15 protein-coding genes are annotated in these 14605 nt (G+C 42.1%); 7 read left to right on the top strand and 8 right to left on the bottom strand.

The genetic code is table 11. The annotated features are described in order from the left end of the window. Positions 1-23 precede the first annotated feature (23 nt). A complete protein-coding gene (locus LJ707_RS02795; protein WP_228949209.1) occupies positions 24-1475 on the top strand; it encodes a TolC family protein in 1452 nt (483 codons plus the stop codon). A 67-nt stretch (positions 1476-1542) separates the two neighbouring features. Here the strand turns inward: LJ707_RS02795 and LJ707_RS02790 are convergent, their stop codons facing one another. Then, positions 1543-2556 carry an LLM class flavin-dependent oxidoreductase gene (locus tag LJ707_RS02790; protein WP_228949208.1) on the bottom strand — a complete coding sequence of 338 codons (1014 nt, stop codon included), beginning with the start codon at positions 2554-2556 and terminating at the stop codon, positions 1543-1545. Positions 2557-2770: 214 nt separating this feature from the next. On the opposite strand from LJ707_RS02790, the gene LJ707_RS02785 reads away from it, so the two are divergent. Together LJ707_RS02785 and LJ707_RS02780 are read left to right on the top strand one after the other, a co-directional pair. Then, entirely contained in the window at positions 2771-3772 is a 1002-nt protein-coding gene (locus LJ707_RS02785) for an aldo/keto reductase (RefSeq protein WP_228949207.1), read from the top strand. 66 nt (positions 3773-3838) lie between these two features. Then, the gene (locus tag LJ707_RS02780; protein ID WP_228949206.1) at positions 3839-4753 is read left to right on the top strand and encodes an AraC family transcriptional regulator; all 915 of its coding nucleotides are present in this window, start codon (positions 3839-3841) and stop codon (positions 4751-4753) included. A gap of 117 nt (positions 4754-4870) precedes the next feature. Here the strand turns inward: LJ707_RS02780 and LJ707_RS02775 are convergent, their stop codons facing one another. Together LJ707_RS02775 and LJ707_RS02770 are read right to left on the bottom strand one after the other, a co-directional pair. Further along, on the bottom strand, positions 4871-5731 hold the full coding sequence (locus LJ707_RS02775; RefSeq protein ID WP_228949205.1) for an RNA polymerase sigma factor RpoD/SigA: 861 nt from the start codon (positions 5729-5731) through the stop codon (positions 4871-4873). 202 nt (positions 5732-5933) lie between these two features. Then, positions 5934-6461 (bottom strand): hypothetical protein, encoded by a 528-nt coding sequence (locus LJ707_RS02770; RefSeq protein WP_228949204.1) that lies wholly within the window; start codon positions 6459-6461, stop codon positions 5934-5936. 153 nt (positions 6462-6614) lie between these two features. On the opposite strand from LJ707_RS02770, the gene LJ707_RS02765 reads away from it, so the two are divergent. From LJ707_RS02765 to LJ707_RS02750, 4 genes are all read left to right on the top strand, one after another. Beyond that, entirely contained in the window at positions 6615-7127 is a 513-nt protein-coding gene (locus LJ707_RS02765; protein WP_228949203.1) for a DUF2975 domain-containing protein, read from the top strand. A 1-nt stretch (position 7128) separates the two neighbouring features. Then, complete coding sequence (locus tag LJ707_RS02760) at positions 7129-7338, top strand: helix-turn-helix transcriptional regulator (RefSeq protein ID WP_228949202.1); 210 nt, start codon at positions 7129-7131, stop codon at positions 7336-7338. Between the two features lie 78 nt (positions 7339-7416). Then, the gene (locus tag LJ707_RS02755) at positions 7417-8292 is read left to right on the top strand and encodes an ABC transporter ATP-binding protein (RefSeq protein WP_228949201.1); all 876 of its coding nucleotides are present in this window, start codon (positions 7417-7419) and stop codon (positions 8290-8292) included. Positions 8293-8295: 3 nt separating this feature from the next. Next, positions 8296-11463, top strand: a complete 3168-nt coding sequence (locus LJ707_RS02750; protein ID WP_228949200.1) for a M1 family aminopeptidase — start codon at positions 8296-8298, stop codon at positions 11461-11463. A 65-nt stretch (positions 11464-11528) separates the two neighbouring features. On the opposite strand, the gene LJ707_RS02745 is transcribed toward LJ707_RS02750, so the two are convergent. The 5 genes from LJ707_RS02745 to LJ707_RS02725 all read right to left on the bottom strand — a co-directional run bounded on the left by LJ707_RS02745 (position 11529) and on the right by LJ707_RS02725 (position 14548). Beyond that, positions 11529-12023, bottom strand: coding sequence for a RidA family protein (locus LJ707_RS02745; RefSeq protein WP_228949199.1), 495 nt, complete (start codon positions 12021-12023; stop codon positions 11529-11531). A 43-nt stretch (positions 12024-12066) separates the two neighbouring features. Then, positions 12067-12723, bottom strand: coding sequence for a DUF6624 domain-containing protein (locus tag LJ707_RS02740; RefSeq protein ID WP_228949198.1), 657 nt, complete (start codon positions 12721-12723; stop codon positions 12067-12069). A 54-nt stretch (positions 12724-12777) separates the two neighbouring features. Next, the gene (locus LJ707_RS02735) at positions 12778-13440 is read right to left on the bottom strand and encodes a hypothetical protein (protein WP_228949197.1); all 663 of its coding nucleotides are present in this window, start codon (positions 13438-13440) and stop codon (positions 12778-12780) included. Between the two features lie 31 nt (positions 13441-13471). Further along, positions 13472-14017: a hypothetical protein gene (locus LJ707_RS02730; RefSeq protein ID WP_228949196.1), complete on the bottom strand. Its 546-nt coding sequence runs from the start codon at positions 14015-14017 to the stop codon at positions 13472-13474. A gap of 84 nt (positions 14018-14101) precedes the next feature. Continuing rightward, on the bottom strand, positions 14102-14548 hold the full coding sequence (locus LJ707_RS02725) for a hypothetical protein (protein WP_228949195.1): 447 nt from the start codon (positions 14546-14548) through the stop codon (positions 14102-14104). Positions 14549-14605: the final 57 nt, after the last annotated feature.

The raw sequence follows: 14605 nt of genomic DNA, 5'->3' as shown, positions 1-14605 counted from the left end.
TGTATACAGTTAATAACATCAACATGAAATTAAAACGTTATTTAGCTGCCGGCCTTTTAATACTATTAATTAAGGCGGGCGCTTATGCGCAAGCCACCAGGGCCGCGGCTGATACGAATAAAGTATTTTCTCTTGACGATTTGGAAGAGATAGTTTTTAAGAGCCACCCTATTGTAAAACAGGCAGCATTGTTGAGTGAGGCAGCAAAAGCCAATGTACTCCAATCATCGGGGTATTTTGACCCGGCTGTAAAGGCATCATTTAACCGTAAACTGTTTGGCAATACCGAGTATTACAATAACTGGAACAGCGAACTTAAAGTACCGTTATACGTTGCCGGTGCCGACCTGAAAGTGGGTTATGACCGCAGTGTGGGCACCTATACCAACCCCGAAACACGCACGCCGCAACCTGGGCTTGCCGGGGTTGGCCTGACCATTCCGTTAGGGCAGGGTTTGCTTATTGATGAACGACGCAGCACCCTTAAACAAGCTAAGGCCATGGTAAATTATGCCGAGGCTGAAAAAGTGAAACAGATAAACAGTGTATGGTATACCGCCGCCAAAGATTACTGGGCTTGGTATTATGCTTACCGTGAATATTTGTTACTTAAAGAAGGTGTAGACCTTGCACAACGCCGTTTTGAGGCGGTAAGAAGGCAAACCCTGATTGGTGATAAACCGCCGATAGACTCGGTAGAGGCCAGCATTACCGTACAGGACAGGCAGATACAACTCGCAAAAAGCACTATCGCGCTGCAAAATTCGGCATTGATTCTCTCAAACCATTTATGGAATGCCGAGGGCACGCCGCTTGAGCTGCCTCAAAATGCTATTCCGCAAGCGGTTAATCAAAACATTATATTGCCTGATAACTCGCTGCTTGAAACCCTGCTTGGCCAGGCAGATCAACAGCATCCGGAGTTATTAAAGTTACGTGCCAAAAGCGCGCAGTTAGATATTGACAGACGCTATCGCCAGGAATTGCTGAAACCGAAGATAAACATCAGCGGCTCGCTCCTATCAACCCGGCGCGATTTTAACACCTATGTGCCCGATTATTATGATTTTAACTGGAGTAATTACAAGGTGGGTATTGAATTTGCCTTTCCGCTGTTTTTACGTAAGGAACGTGGCAAGTTGCGCGAGGTGAAGATAAAGCAACAGGAAGTGAATTACGACCTGCAGCAATCAGGCCGCGAGATCAGTAATAACATTCGCTCCTCCTATAATGATCTGAGCGCCTATCGCTCACAGTTAGTGGTACAGATACAAAGCATCAACAACCAGCAGGTATTGTTAACCGGTGAGTTGCAAAAGTTTGATCTGGGAGAAAGTACACTTTTCCTGATCAACAGCCGGGAAAGCAAGCTGATAGACATGAAGATAAAGCGCGAAAGCATGATATCGGGTTACCAGAAAACCCTTGCCGAGCTGTATTATAAAGCAGGTATCCGGCAGGATCAAGCTAACTAATAGTATCCTGATCAAAAAGCCCGTTAGCAAATAAATAAGCTAACGGGCTTTTATAATTAATGTAAAATTAGTTTTTACTGTTCAACGTATTAACTACATCAGCAAATATGCTGTACGAATTAAGCTTTGCCTGCTGATCAAAAATATGCGAGGTTGCCATCACCTCATCTACACCTGTGTCATTCAAAAAATCAGATAGTTCGGCACTTATCTTTTCACGGCTCCCTATAAACGAGTAAGCCAGCATCCTTTCCGCGGCGTCCTTTTCGTAATACTCCCAAATATCATCCATATCATCAACCGGGGGTTGCAGCAGTTTTCGCCTGCCGGTAACAATACCTAAAAACAATTGCTGTAATGATGTGGCAAGTTTTACGGCTTCAGCGTCTGTTTCGGCAGCTACTACATTTACACAGGCCAATACATAAGGCTTGTTGAGTACCGCTGATGGTTTAAAACGTTCGCGGTACAATGCTATAGCCGTCATGAAATGTGTTGGCGCAAAATGACTGGCAAACGCGTAAGGCAAGCCCATCTCGGCAGCTACAACAGCACTCTCCGGGCTTGAGCCAAGTACCCATATCGGTATATCCAAACCTTCACCCGGAATAGCCCTTACCTGGCTGTTACTGTTGTCTGCTGAAAAAAACTGCTGCAAACGCTTTATATCATCAGGAAAATTCTGTTCAATACGAAAATTTTCACCCCGTATAGCCAGCGCGGTAAGTTGATCAGTACCTGGCGCCCTGCCCAAACCCAGATCGATACGATCAGGATACAGAGAAGCCAGTGTACCAAATTGCTCTGCCACTATCAATGGTGCATGGTTAGGCAGCATTATGCCGCCTGAGCCTACGCGTATAGTTGAGGTATTGCCGGCAATATGCCCTATAAGCACCGGGGTAGCCGAGCTGGCTACACTGATCATGTTATGATGTTCAGCCAGCCAGTAGCGATTATATCCCGCGGCTTCAACATGGCGTGCAAGCGCAACACTTTTAACAAAAGTATCGGCAGGCTTATCGCCCTGCACCACTGTTGCCAAATCCAATACTGAATATTTAACATCTGATTTTTTCATACTCATTAAGATATACCGGCAAAGTTCTAATCCCTGTGCGTTAATTCATGTTGTCAATGCTTTTTTTACATAAACACTACTAAACAATTACCTTTATCTATGCGCTAACTCAAAGGCGGGGGGCTTTCTTCGCATACGGATACAACAATCCGCCATACGGACACATGATAATCCCTGCCGTAGCTGAGATTTGTACCATTAACAAAATCATACTATGAAAACAGTAAAATTAGGCAGCCAGGGGCTGGTTGTTCCGCAAGTTGGACTCGGCTGCATGGGCATGACATCCATGAATGGCTGGGATATTTATGGTAAAGCTGATGAGCAGGAAGCTATAGCCACATTGCACCACTCGCTGGAGCTGGGAGGCAGCTTTTTAGACACCGCCGATATGTACGGGCCGGGCCTTAATGAAAGGCTAATTGCAAAAGCAATAAAAGGTAAGCGTGAAAAGTATATTATAGCCACTAAATTTGGTTACGAGGTTGATGACAACGAACAACTCACTTGGAACTATAACGGATCAGCAGCATATATTAAAAAAGCCGCCGAACGGTCATTAAAAAATTTAGGGACAGATTATATAGACCTGTATTACCTGCACCGCTTGGACCCTAACACACCTATCGAGGAAACAGTTGAAGCAATGGCCGAACTGGTAAAAGAAGGAAAGGTTAAATACATCGGTCTGTCTGAAGTATCGTCAGCAACTATACGTAAGGCACATGCCGTGCATCCGCTTACCGCGATACAAACAGAGTACTCCTTATTTGAGCGGGATGTAGAGGCGGCGGGTATTACCGATACGCTGGCCGAATTGGGTATAGGGCTTATAGCTTACTCGCCACTGGGACGCGGCTTTTTAACCGGGGAATTGAAAAACCCGGATGATTTTCCGGCTGATGACTTTCGTAGAAACATCCCCCGTTTTCAGGGAGATCAATTTTACAAAAACCTTGAACTGGTAAACGCGGTTTACAGTATAGCTTCTCAAAAAAGCGTAACACCATCGCAATTGGCCATAAGCTGGGTACTGGCCAAAGGGCATGTGCCAATTCCGGGTACCAAGCGTGTAAAATATATTGAACAGAATATTGCCGCTGCCGATATCGTACTTACCAAAGATGAACTTAACCTGTTAGATTCGATAGTTCCGTTAGGTACTTCAATAGGCGACCGGTATGATGCTAACTCAATGGCTGGCATTGATAAATAAATTTTAAGTTACAGGTTAAGCGATAATTAACCTGTATTACTTTTACACCAATCATTTTCATTTACAATGAGCAGAGATACTCCATATGCAATAAATTCTATCAGCGAACATCGGCGGGTTTTATCATTACCCGGCCCTGAGCATCCTTTGATAGATATTTTCAGGATGGAGGATTTGAAGCATAATCCGGATAAGCGTTTCCGGACATTGATGCTGAACGTATACTGCATTTCGCTCAAAAAAAAGGTTAGCGGCAAGGTAAAGTACGGGCAGGGTTATTATGATTATGATGAGGGGCTGATGTCGTTTTTCGCACCCGGACAAATTGTAGCCACCGTGCCTGAAAACCATCAGCTTGAAGGATGGTGTGTGGCCTTTCATCCCGATTTTTTAAAGGGCTTTCCGTTAGCAAGAAAGATCGAGAGCTACAATTTTTTTTCATACGCTATTAACGAGGCTCTATTCCTGTCTGAAAAGGAAGAAACTGTTATCAATAATATAGTTGATAACATTCGCCTGGAACTTGAAACAGCCATTGACGGGCTTACACAAGAGGTAATGATCGCACAACTTGAATTATTGCTGCACTACAGCCAGCGTTTCTATCTACGGCAGTTCAATACCCGCAAACCGGCACACCACCAATTGCTTACCGAGGTAGAAAACTTACTGAATACTTATTTTAACAACGATGAATTATTGCTTTCAAACGGTTTGCCCACTATCTCCTACTTATCAGAGCGGTTGAACAAATCTCCCAAGTACCTGAGTGATCTTTTGCGCAACCTGTCAGGCCGTAGCGCACAGCAACATATACAAGATCATCTTTTAGAAAAAGCCAAGGTGTTGCTTACCGGCACCGATCTCACTGTGGCCGAGATAGCATACCGGCTCGGATTTGATTATCCGCAATCATTCAATAAACTGTTTAGGCGCAAAACAAACCAAACACCACTTGTATACAGGCAATCATTTAACTGATAATAGCATCTCAATTATTTATCCCAAAGAACGCATAACGCAAAAGCGCCCTGCATTATAATGCAGGGCGTTTTTGCGAACACTAATACCTGAATAGCTACCAGGCAGTTAGCAATATTAATTTAAATAAGATCTTAAAGCGCTTGTGCGGCTGCTGGTACGCAAGCGTGCCAGCGCTTTATCTTTTATCTGCCTTACGCGTTCGCGGGTAAGGTGGTATTTATCACCTATCTCGTCAAGGCTGTGCGCATGTTGCTGGTTTAAGCCAAAAAACAGCTCAAGTATGTTACGCTCCTTTTCAGAAAGCAAACGCATACTGTCAGACACTTCAACACTTAACGACTCGCTCATCACCTCCTTATCCGTTCCCGGCTCAGCGCTTTGCAGCACATCCAGCAAGGTGTTGGTTTCATCGCTTGAAAATGGCGTATCATATGACAGGTGCCTTGCGCTATTAGCCAGCGAACTGGTTACTTTTTCTACGGTAGATTCCAGGTCTTCCGCCAGCTCTTCAGGTGTGGGCTGCCTTTCATATACCTGCTCCAACCGTGAAGCCGCCTTGGCTATTTTTGACAGATCACCTACCTGGTTAAGCGGTAAACGCACCATACGTGATTGTTCGCCAATGGCTGAAAGAATTGACTGACGGATCCACCATACTGCGTAAGATATAAATTTGAAACCCTTTGTTTCATCAAACCTCTTTGCTGCCTTTACCAGGCCCAGGTTACCTTCGTTGATTAGGTCACCAAGGGTGAGTCCTGAATTTTGATATTGCTTGGCCACAGAAACTACAAAGCGCAGATTCGCGGTGGTTAGTCTTTCAAGCGCGGCCTGGTCACCTTCTCTTATCTTTTGCGTTAAGGTTACTTCCTCCTGCGGGGTAACCATTGGTATCTTGGCAATGTCTGACAGATATTGACTTAACGATGCGGTTTCACGATTGGTGATCGACTCACTAATTTTAAGTTGCCTCATAAAAAAACATAGTTTTAAGTGAATGCTAAAGATCCGGTGCCTTGGTATGCGCGATAAGCCAATTGATACTCGTCAAAGAGTGCAGCGGAACGCTGATGCTTGCGGTAGAAAGGAGTTTTAAAATCTTTAACGCTGCAAAGATACATACAAAATAAAAAAACAATGTCGATAGTATGTCAGGATTTACTTAAAAATTAGCAAGTTAAATATAGCGCGAGATTAGTGAAAGTGCTTCTGTACGCAACCCTTCATCTCCCATGTTCATCAACCTGATGAGTTGTTGTTTACGATATAAATAATCAGCGGCATTATCCTTATCGTACATCACAGTCCAGTTAATGTTATATATCAGGTCAGCATATTTAACTGTTTGAGCATCGGCGCTGATGTCGGTTAAACGTGCTGCTTCCCTCCTTTTCCTTTCCCTTTTAGGTAGATCAGGAAAAGATTTTTTAGTAAAAACATCTGTTAGCTCAACCACACATGTAACAATGTGATGTGCCTGCGCTTCCATATAACCAAAACTCATCATTTTGTTCAGCAATTTCTCAGATGTTACGTGCGTTTCTTCCAGCAGATCATGGCAAATACCAATCTCGTAGCCTAAAGGGATAACCTTGCCTGCACGTTCAGCTACAAAAATCAGATGGTCCAGGTAAGGATTAGCCGTACGCCGGATCATGAGTCCCCTGTGCTTTTTTTTGATCCACGCATGTAGCCGCTTTCTCATATACAGGCTTCAGGTTCAAAAACGATGCCATGCAGCATAATGTGAAATAGCAGGTGTGATGTTATTAAATCAAATTACTATACTAAATATATTTTTTAATTAATTATTGTAAAACAATAATTAATTGTACATTTACAGCAATAAATATAGAATATGAAAACTGTTCGTTTAATTGCCAAAATACTCTCGGCCATTAGCAAAATATTGGCAGCGGGGTATTTTTTATCTTTCCTGCTTTCGGTGATCGCTTTATCCACCGGTTGGTGCTTAAACCTTATCGAACACAATAATCGTTTCGAGATATGCTACCCCTTTACCCGTACACCCTACCTGTTGGGTGAGTATAACGAGGGATACATTATTATGTTCCTGCTGTTGCTTGGCCTTTATGCCTTATTCTTTTTTTTAGTGGGTAAAGTTTTTAGTGTATTTACAAAACCCCGGTTATTTACGGCTTATGGCATCCGTCAGCTCAAAATGTTTTACCTGGGCAACCTGGTACTACCTGCATTATCAGTAATAATAATTTCAGTGTTCTATAACATTGAATCTCCGGCTGAGATACTGGTTGTGCTGCATATGTTGCTGGGGGTATTTACCTATTTTATGGCAGCCATTTTTAAAGAAGGCTATCATTTACAAACCGAAAACGACCTTATACTTTAATATGGCCATTATTGTAAACGTAGATGTGATGCTGGCCAGGCGAAAAATGCAAAGTAAAGAACTGGCAGAAATTCTGGATATGACACCGGCTAACTTATCCATCTTAAAAACCGGAAAAGCGAAAGGTATACGTTTTGATACGCTCGAGGCTATATGTAAAGCCCTTGATTGCCAGCCCGGTGATATACTGGAATATGTAACCGGCAAATAAAAATCGCTTAAAACTATGAGTTATTTAACCCTCGGCAACTAAAGGGACGGCCACCCTTTTGCCTTAATTTTTTACTACATGAACACACTTATCATTAAAAACCTCAGTAAAGTTTATCAAAATGGCGTAAAGGCTTTAGATAATTTATCGCTCAGTATCAGCAATGGAATGTTTGGCTTACTGGGGCCTAACGGTGCCGGCAAATCATCCCTCATGAAAACACTGGCCGGGTTGCAGCAACCTGATGAAGGCGAAATATGCTTTAACAACATTAACATCATCAATGCCCCCCTGTCGTTAAAAAAGCAACTCGGCTTTTTACCCCAGGATTTTGGCGTGTATCCCAAAGTATCGGCGTATGACCTGCTTACCCATATTGCCATATTAAAAGGCCTTACCTACGCTGCTTCAAGAAAAGAGCAGGTGCTGGCATTATTAGCCCAAACCAACCTTTACCAGCAGCGTAATAAAGATGTATACACCTTTTCGGGCGGTATGCGACAGCGTTTTGGCATAGCGCAGGCATTGCTGGGCGATCCGCAACTTATAATTGTTGATGAACCAACCGCAGGCCTTGACCCGGAAGAACGCAACCGCTTTAATAACCTGCTTAGCGAGATAGGCGAAGAAAAGATCGTCATCCTGTCAACCCACCTGGTTGAGGATGTAAAAAATCTTTGTACCAACATGGCTGTAATGAACAAAGGATGCATTATTGCCCAAGGAAAACCTGCTGATTTTATAGCCACCATGGGTGGTAAATTATGGCAAAAAAGCATTAGTAAAGCTGATAAACCCGTTTATGAGCAACAGTTCAATCTCATTTCTTCTCAGCTTAGTATGGGCAAACTTCATATCCACATTTATGCCGAGAGCGACCCGGGTAATGGATTTGAACCCCTTAGTCCTGCTTTAGAGGATGTGTACTTTCATTTACTTACCTCCAAAAACTAACCCATGACCTCTTTACTGAAATTTGAACTGGGCACTTACTTTAAGAAGCCCGGGATATATATTGCCTTGATTTTACTATTCGCGGCCGGCTTTTTTATTGGCCTGAAAATGTCATTTAGTCCGGGTAATGATATTTACCGCAATGCACCATACAGCATTGCTAACATGATAGGTTTGCTTAGCCTCACCTGTATTTTTATAACTACCATATTGGCGGCCCAAATACTTTTTAAAGAGCATGATTCACGCTTTGCCATCTTGTTGTATACTACGCCAATTACAAAAGCGAGGTACTTGCTAAGCCGCTTTTACACATTGTTTATACTTGCTGCTGCCTGTTTTATACTACTTGTAGCAGGCTATTTAACCGGGCATATTGCTGATAGCGACCGGGCGGAATACCGTGATTTTAACATTTGGTTCTATGTACAGCCCGTGTTAGTAGTGGCTATACCGAATTTACTGTTATGCTCGGCCCTGGTAAGCACGGTTGCCTGGCTGGCTCCCAATAAACTGATAGTTTACATTACCGGGCTGTTTGTATATATCAGTTACCTTATCATGCTAACCTATTCCGGGTCGCCTATGATGGCGGGCAGCTTACCCCAATCGCCTGAAGCACTTGAGCTATCGGCAAAAGTTGATCCTTTTGGCCTCTCCGCTTTTTATCAGCAAACTAATTTATGGACGGTTGCACAAAAAAACACCTCTGTAATACATTTAACAGGCAATATTTTATTTAACAGATTGATTTACATAGTATTACCGTTACTATTGTTATCAGTAGTTTACCTTAAATTCAGGTTCAGTATTCGGGATAATGGTTATGCCAAAAACAAATTAATACATACAGAAGCTGAAAGCCCTATCCGCAATTATCACGTATCAACAGTTTTTGCTCATGGGGCAAAATACACTTTAGTTGTGCTTACAAGCCTGATACAGCACAACATAAAAATCATTGTAAAAAGTATTCCGTTCGTACTGATCTCGCTTGGCTTGATTTTTTATATGAGTATGGAATTTTATGGCACTATTGACCAGGGTATACGTTTGCCGGAGCAATATGCCAGCACCGGCTTGTTGGTAAACCGCGTTATTTACAACCTGCCCGGCTTACTGCTACCGGTTATTTTATTTTACGGGCATGAATTATACTGGCGAAGTTCTACGTATCGCTTTAACCTGATCGAGAATAGTACACCCGTTGTCAACATTATATTCTTACTGTCAAAGTGGTTATCTCTTACAGTGATGATCATCTTGTTAACAGGTATTATCATTACAACCGGCATAGCTTTTCAGTTCATTTATCATTATACACAAATAAGCTGGCAGGTTTATGCAACGGCTTATTTTTTCATTGATCTTCCTTTAATTATTTGCGCTGCCCTTAGCTTAATTATTCAGCATTTAATTAACCGTAAATGGATAGGCTTAATTGTTACTTGTATAATTTTATTTTTGTTAGCTACATCCATCGGCAAGGCTATAGGTATAACGCACCCTTTGCTGCGTTTTGCCGCCGCCTACACTGCAAGGTACAGTGAAATGAATGGTTGGGATGCTTATTCCGGCAGCTTTATGTGGAGAATACTCTATGGCACAGCATTCATCACACTTGCATGGATGATGGCAAATTACGGGCTTAAAAAACTCACTAAAAAAAAGTTATGCCTTTTAGGTATTCCGTTTTGCTTATGCATGTTAACCGGAGTATATATTTACAGGCAAGCAACGCCCCTTAGCCCACAACAACAGTTGGATAACCGGCAAAGCTATGAGCAATTGTACCGTAAATTTATCAATATCAACCAACCGGTAATTACTCGTGTTATAACCAAAATTGATCTGTATCCTGAGGATAATGCCTACAAGGTATGGGGTAAGTATTCGCTAAAAAATAATGGCGCAAGCCCCGTCAAAAAACTACTTGTAAATTTTGATGATGATCTGAAGATCAGGATGGTTACTTACCAGGCAGGCGGAAAACAACATATTTTGGACACTAAAACAGGTTTGATACCGCTTAAACAGCCATTAATGCCGGGAGATAGCGCAACTTTTACCTTCTCGTTTTTTTATGAATGGAATGGTTTTACAGGGCATCAGCCATTTAATGCCATTGTACATAACGGTACCTTTATGCGTATCAGTAACTACTTTCCGCGTTTCGGTTATCAAACCGATAAAGAAATATCCTTGCCTGGCGAAAGGCGAAAAAGGCACCTGGGAGCAATAACGCCATTAACAAGTATTGACGCTCCGCGGGGCAGCAGTGATTTTATCGATCTGGATATGACCGTTTCTGTTCCATACGGGCAATTTGTGGTTGGCGTAGGTAACCTCGCAAAACAATGGCAATCAAACAAGCGGAGTTACTTTAAATACCTCTCCGGTACGCCTATACCTTTCAGGTTCGGGCTCTCATCTGCTTTTTATAAAATTAAAAAATTAAAATACAAAGGCGTTGAATTTGAAGTGTATTATGATAGCAGGCATTTTGAAAATGTATCGCACCTCATAAAAAATGCAACCCGTACCATGGATTATTGCAGGACTAACTTTGGCCCTTATCCATATAAAATAATCCGGTTTGCAGAGGTATCTTCATTTACAGATGGGTTTGCCGGTACAGCCTATCCGGCAACGATATTTATGACCGAGCACTTACTTTTTCACAATAACCTTAATACAGACCGGGGCCAGGATGTGATCAATGAACTTGCCGCCCATGAACTTTCGCACCAGTGGTGGGGCAACGGCCGATTAGCTCCTGATGAGCGTGAAGGATCAAAACTACTGACCGAAACTTTGGCCATGTATACAGAGTTGATGTTAGCGAAACAATACCTTGGTGTACAAGCAGTAAAGGAAAAAGCAGCCATTCATGAAAGTATATATTTAAACGAGCGTGGCTTTACAAAAGAACCGCCACTATTTAAGGCCAGGCCTGAAGACACCCATCTTTATTATGATAAAGGATTGATAGTAATGTACAAGCTGAGTAAATTATTAGGAGAAGAGAAGATCAATAAGGCACTGAAAAATTTATTACAAAAACATGCGTATACTAATCCGCCACCTGTAGCTACGGATCTGTTGACAGAATTATACCAGGTAAGCGATGCCGTTCAAAAAGCCAGGATCAGGGAGTTGTTTTCACATTGATGCCCCAGGGCATGTTTGTAAACCCATAAGTATTGAATAAGCGCAGCTTGCGCTTATTCAATACTTTATTCATCAATTTCATTTAGCCGGGCTATCAGTTCAACTTCTAATTTAGCATCAGCCTCATACAATCGGCTTACCTGCACCCATGTAGCCGCCGGAAAATCTCCTTTGTAAAATTGTTTACGTTGCTCGTTGTATTTTTTCATGGTTTCAATGTCAGTAGTGTACAGGGTTTCTTTCACTACATTTTTTGGTGATGCGCCAAAGGCATGCAGGCATTTCTCCAGTGTTTTATAAACTCCCGCTATACCCTTGGGGCTCAGATCGCTTGTTGGTACACCCGAAATGTAAATGGTATTCCCGGTTTTAACAACCTGGGCATAACCGGCACTTTCATTTTGCTTATGTTGATTATCCCAGTGCCACTTTTGTTTAAGCGTGTCGGCTGTTTTATATGCTGATCGTCTTGTATTATTATTGGAGTCGCTTTTGTTTTTGCAACCCATACCGGCAAATAGCAATACGGTAAAGCAAAGGGGTATCAGGCTTATCTTCATATAAATTGATAATATTTTATAACGAGAATAAGAGATTTAAGCATCAAAGTTTTTTGCCAGTTTTTTGCTGAGCATTTTCAACCGTTAATGATTTGTCCCAGGTAACCTCAGCGTGGTACGCTTTTTTTACCGCTTCAAGGTATTCATCCATTGGTTCCAAGCCCATTGCCTTGCGCCTTTCGGCAAGCCCATCAATATTATCTACAGGCCATACATTAACAACCGCTCCGGCTTTAAAGGTTTGCGTTCCGTACACCTGCTTTTTACCATTCCTCAGTAATACCCTATCCTGTATTGTTGCCAGGTCACTTTTAGGCACTACACCTAAGTCGGCCTGCTGCTTAACGTACGGAAAATATTTGTTCATGAAAGGGATTTCTCCATGATCGATAACTAAAAATATGGTGTGGTTATTTTCAGCGGAAAGTCCTTTGGGCCAGCCACAGGTATCCAGCAACCCGCCAACAAACTGCTGATTTTCTTTGTCGGTGGCTTTCATCTGCAAGGCAAGCTCCTTGGTTTTCTGCGGATTATTCTCAGCCATTACCTTGATAAACTGCGCACGGCTGTTTTGGTCAACATCTCTTATTGCCTTCAGCTTTGTGTTCAGTTTAGCAGTATCGGTACATGGTATAGTTTGCGCTACTACTGCCTGTGTACCCGGTATGATAAATAATAAAAATGCCAGTATTTTATTCATAAAATTCAGATAATGTTTAGAATGGAGATCGTTTAGTTCAGTAGCGTAAATTTATTAATAATGCGCGTTTGCTGATAATTTTAAATTACTGATAAACAACCGGGCATCATGCTCATATTCCCAGGGCCCGCTTATGTAGAAATATTTAGCGGCTTTGGCCGTAAACAATACCGTTTCTGCCAGCTTGGTATCATTTATATACACCGTCATTTGATCGCCTTTAACCAACAGCTTAACATGTACCGGGCTATTAGCGGTTGACGATAGATCAAACGTGGTGTTAGCTTCTTTACTTAATTCATAATTGCCAATGTTAACGGCATTTCCGTCAGGATAATGAAATTGAACAAAAGCGCCCCCATTGCTTATGTATTCCCTTACCGCATTGTCTTTTACAAAACCAAAGGATATGGGGGAAATGTCTTTGATCTGCTCGGCCTGTGCCAGCACATCAAATTCAAGAGTAAATTTTTTTGGAAGCGGAACGGGCCTGTTTAATTTATATGTTGCCTTATCCTTAAGCAAAAGCCATTTACCTTGCTGGCCGGCCGGGTGCGCAACTATAGCCGCCCCGTTGGTTTTAATGCTCCGCGGCGATGCCCCTATCTCGTATTTTGAAAAATCCTCATTAAAATCGAGATCCTGCGCTGTGGCCTGAAAAACAAAAAGGCTGCTAAACAATGTAAGCAGCCCGGTAATTAAAACATATTTTTTCATAATTAATTGAAAATCAAAGTCTCGGTTCAAATCAATTGTATGGTGCTGAAAATTTACCTTCAGTAACAGTAACAACTTCATCACTTCCAAGCAATCTGAGTTTGCCCGAAAAGGTGCCCTTAACACCCCATTTGGTTAAACTGGTAATGGTTAAGGTAAAGTTACTTCCATCAAGATCGCCGCCATTATAAATAGTGGTGCCCACAATCTTTCCGTCCTTCATATTTTGGATGTAGTATTTACCCGCCAGTAATAAATCGCTATTGCCATCTGCATAGTAGGTTGCTTCTTTAGCACCTTCGGCAAGTTGCATGTTAATGCCAAAGCCGGTAATCATATCCTGCTTTTCCCATCCGCCTATTACTACAAAATGCACAGTATCGGTAGCAGGCTTATCGTTAGCGTTTACCATATAATTAAATTCGCGGTATTTGCCGTTTATTTTGCAGGTAAAATATTTTTCTGAATCATCAGTATTAGCTTCGCCGCCACTTTTGCTGCACCCGGATAAGCCCGCAATGGCCAGTGTTAGCAACGCAATGTAGATGAATTGCACCTTGAATGTTATTTTTTTCATAGGGTATATGTTTAAAAACCTTGTTGGCGCGGCCTGGCCTCAGCCTGCTTTACCAACAAGGTTAGTGTATGTATTAGGGTTAGGTTATTTCAGTTTTACTGAGATTTCACCATCATCCATACCGTCAATATTCTTTTCCGCGAATACATCCGGAGCGGCTTTTTGCAGGGTTTTAAGAATATCCGATGTAGAGCCCGCGTGTTTCAGCGTGATAGATGAGCCTGAAGCGTTGTATTTCATTTTGGTACTTTCAATACCTTTTGCCGCTTGCAGCTTTTCATTTATCGTTTTAAGGGTCGCGAAATCAATACCGCTAAGCTTTACCGTGGTTTTAGTTTCTGAGTCACCATCTTTCTTTTTACCGAACAAGCCCAATATCTTATCTCCGGTGTTTTTTGACCGGTCTGCCGTACGACCGGCACGGTCGGCTTTGTCTGATGCTTTGTCAATTTTATCAAGTATGGCTTGCGCCTTGGTTAGTGTTGACCCGAACAACATCAGGCCCGCACAAATGATCATGATCTTTTTCATAGTAAATGTTTTTTTGTTAAATTAGATAGACCTAAGAGCTTTTTTAACTAAAGCTTT

Origin of the sequence: Mucilaginibacter sp. UR6-1 (assembly GCF_020880975.1) — a bacterium.
Taxonomy (GTDB): Bacteria; Bacteroidota; Bacteroidia; order Sphingobacteriales; family Sphingobacteriaceae; genus Mucilaginibacter.
The sequence above is the reverse complement of the archived record's forward strand: the minus strand, read 5'-3'. Positions and strand labels throughout refer to the sequence as shown.

Excerpts from the sequence above, each read along its gene's own strand:
- LJ707_RS02795 (WP_228949209.1), top strand. The coding sequence starts at position 24 with ATGAAATTAAAACGTTATTTAGCTGCCGGCCTTTTAATACTATTAATT.
- LJ707_RS02790 (WP_228949208.1), bottom strand. The coding sequence starts at position 2,556 with ATGAAAAAATCAGATGTTAAATATTCAGTATTGGATTTGGCAACAGTG.
- LJ707_RS02785 (WP_228949207.1), top strand. The coding sequence starts at position 2,771 with ATGAAAACAGTAAAATTAGGCAGCCAGGGGCTGGTTGTTCCGCAAGTT.
- LJ707_RS02780 (WP_228949206.1), top strand. The coding sequence starts at position 3,839 with ATGAGCAGAGATACTCCATATGCAATAAATTCTATCAGCGAACATCGG.
- LJ707_RS02775 (WP_228949205.1), bottom strand. The coding sequence starts at position 5,731 with ATGAGGCAACTTAAAATTAGTGAGTCGATCACCAATCGTGAAACCGCA.
- LJ707_RS02770 (WP_228949204.1), bottom strand. The coding sequence starts at position 6,461 with ATGAGAAAGCGGCTACATGCGTGGATCAAAAAAAAGCACAGGGGACTC.
- LJ707_RS02765 (WP_228949203.1), top strand. The coding sequence starts at position 6,615 with ATGAAAACTGTTCGTTTAATTGCCAAAATACTCTCGGCCATTAGCAAA.
- LJ707_RS02760 (WP_228949202.1), top strand. The coding sequence starts at position 7,129 with ATGGCCATTATTGTAAACGTAGATGTGATGCTGGCCAGGCGAAAAATG.
- LJ707_RS02755 (WP_228949201.1), top strand. The coding sequence starts at position 7,417 with ATGAACACACTTATCATTAAAAACCTCAGTAAAGTTTATCAAAATGGC.
- LJ707_RS02750 (WP_228949200.1), top strand. The coding sequence starts at position 8,296 with ATGACCTCTTTACTGAAATTTGAACTGGGCACTTACTTTAAGAAGCCC.
- LJ707_RS02745 (WP_228949199.1), bottom strand. The coding sequence starts at position 12,023 with ATGAAGATAAGCCTGATACCCCTTTGCTTTACCGTATTGCTATTTGCC.
- LJ707_RS02740 (WP_228949198.1), bottom strand. The coding sequence starts at position 12,723 with ATGAATAAAATACTGGCATTTTTATTATTTATCATACCGGGTACACAG.
- LJ707_RS02735 (WP_228949197.1), bottom strand. The coding sequence starts at position 13,440 with ATGAAAAAATATGTTTTAATTACCGGGCTGCTTACATTGTTTAGCAGC.
- LJ707_RS02730 (WP_228949196.1), bottom strand. The coding sequence starts at position 14,017 with ATGAAAAAAATAACATTCAAGGTGCAATTCATCTACATTGCGTTGCTA.
- LJ707_RS02725 (WP_228949195.1), bottom strand. The coding sequence starts at position 14,548 with ATGAAAAAGATCATGATCATTTGTGCGGGCCTGATGTTGTTCGGGTCA.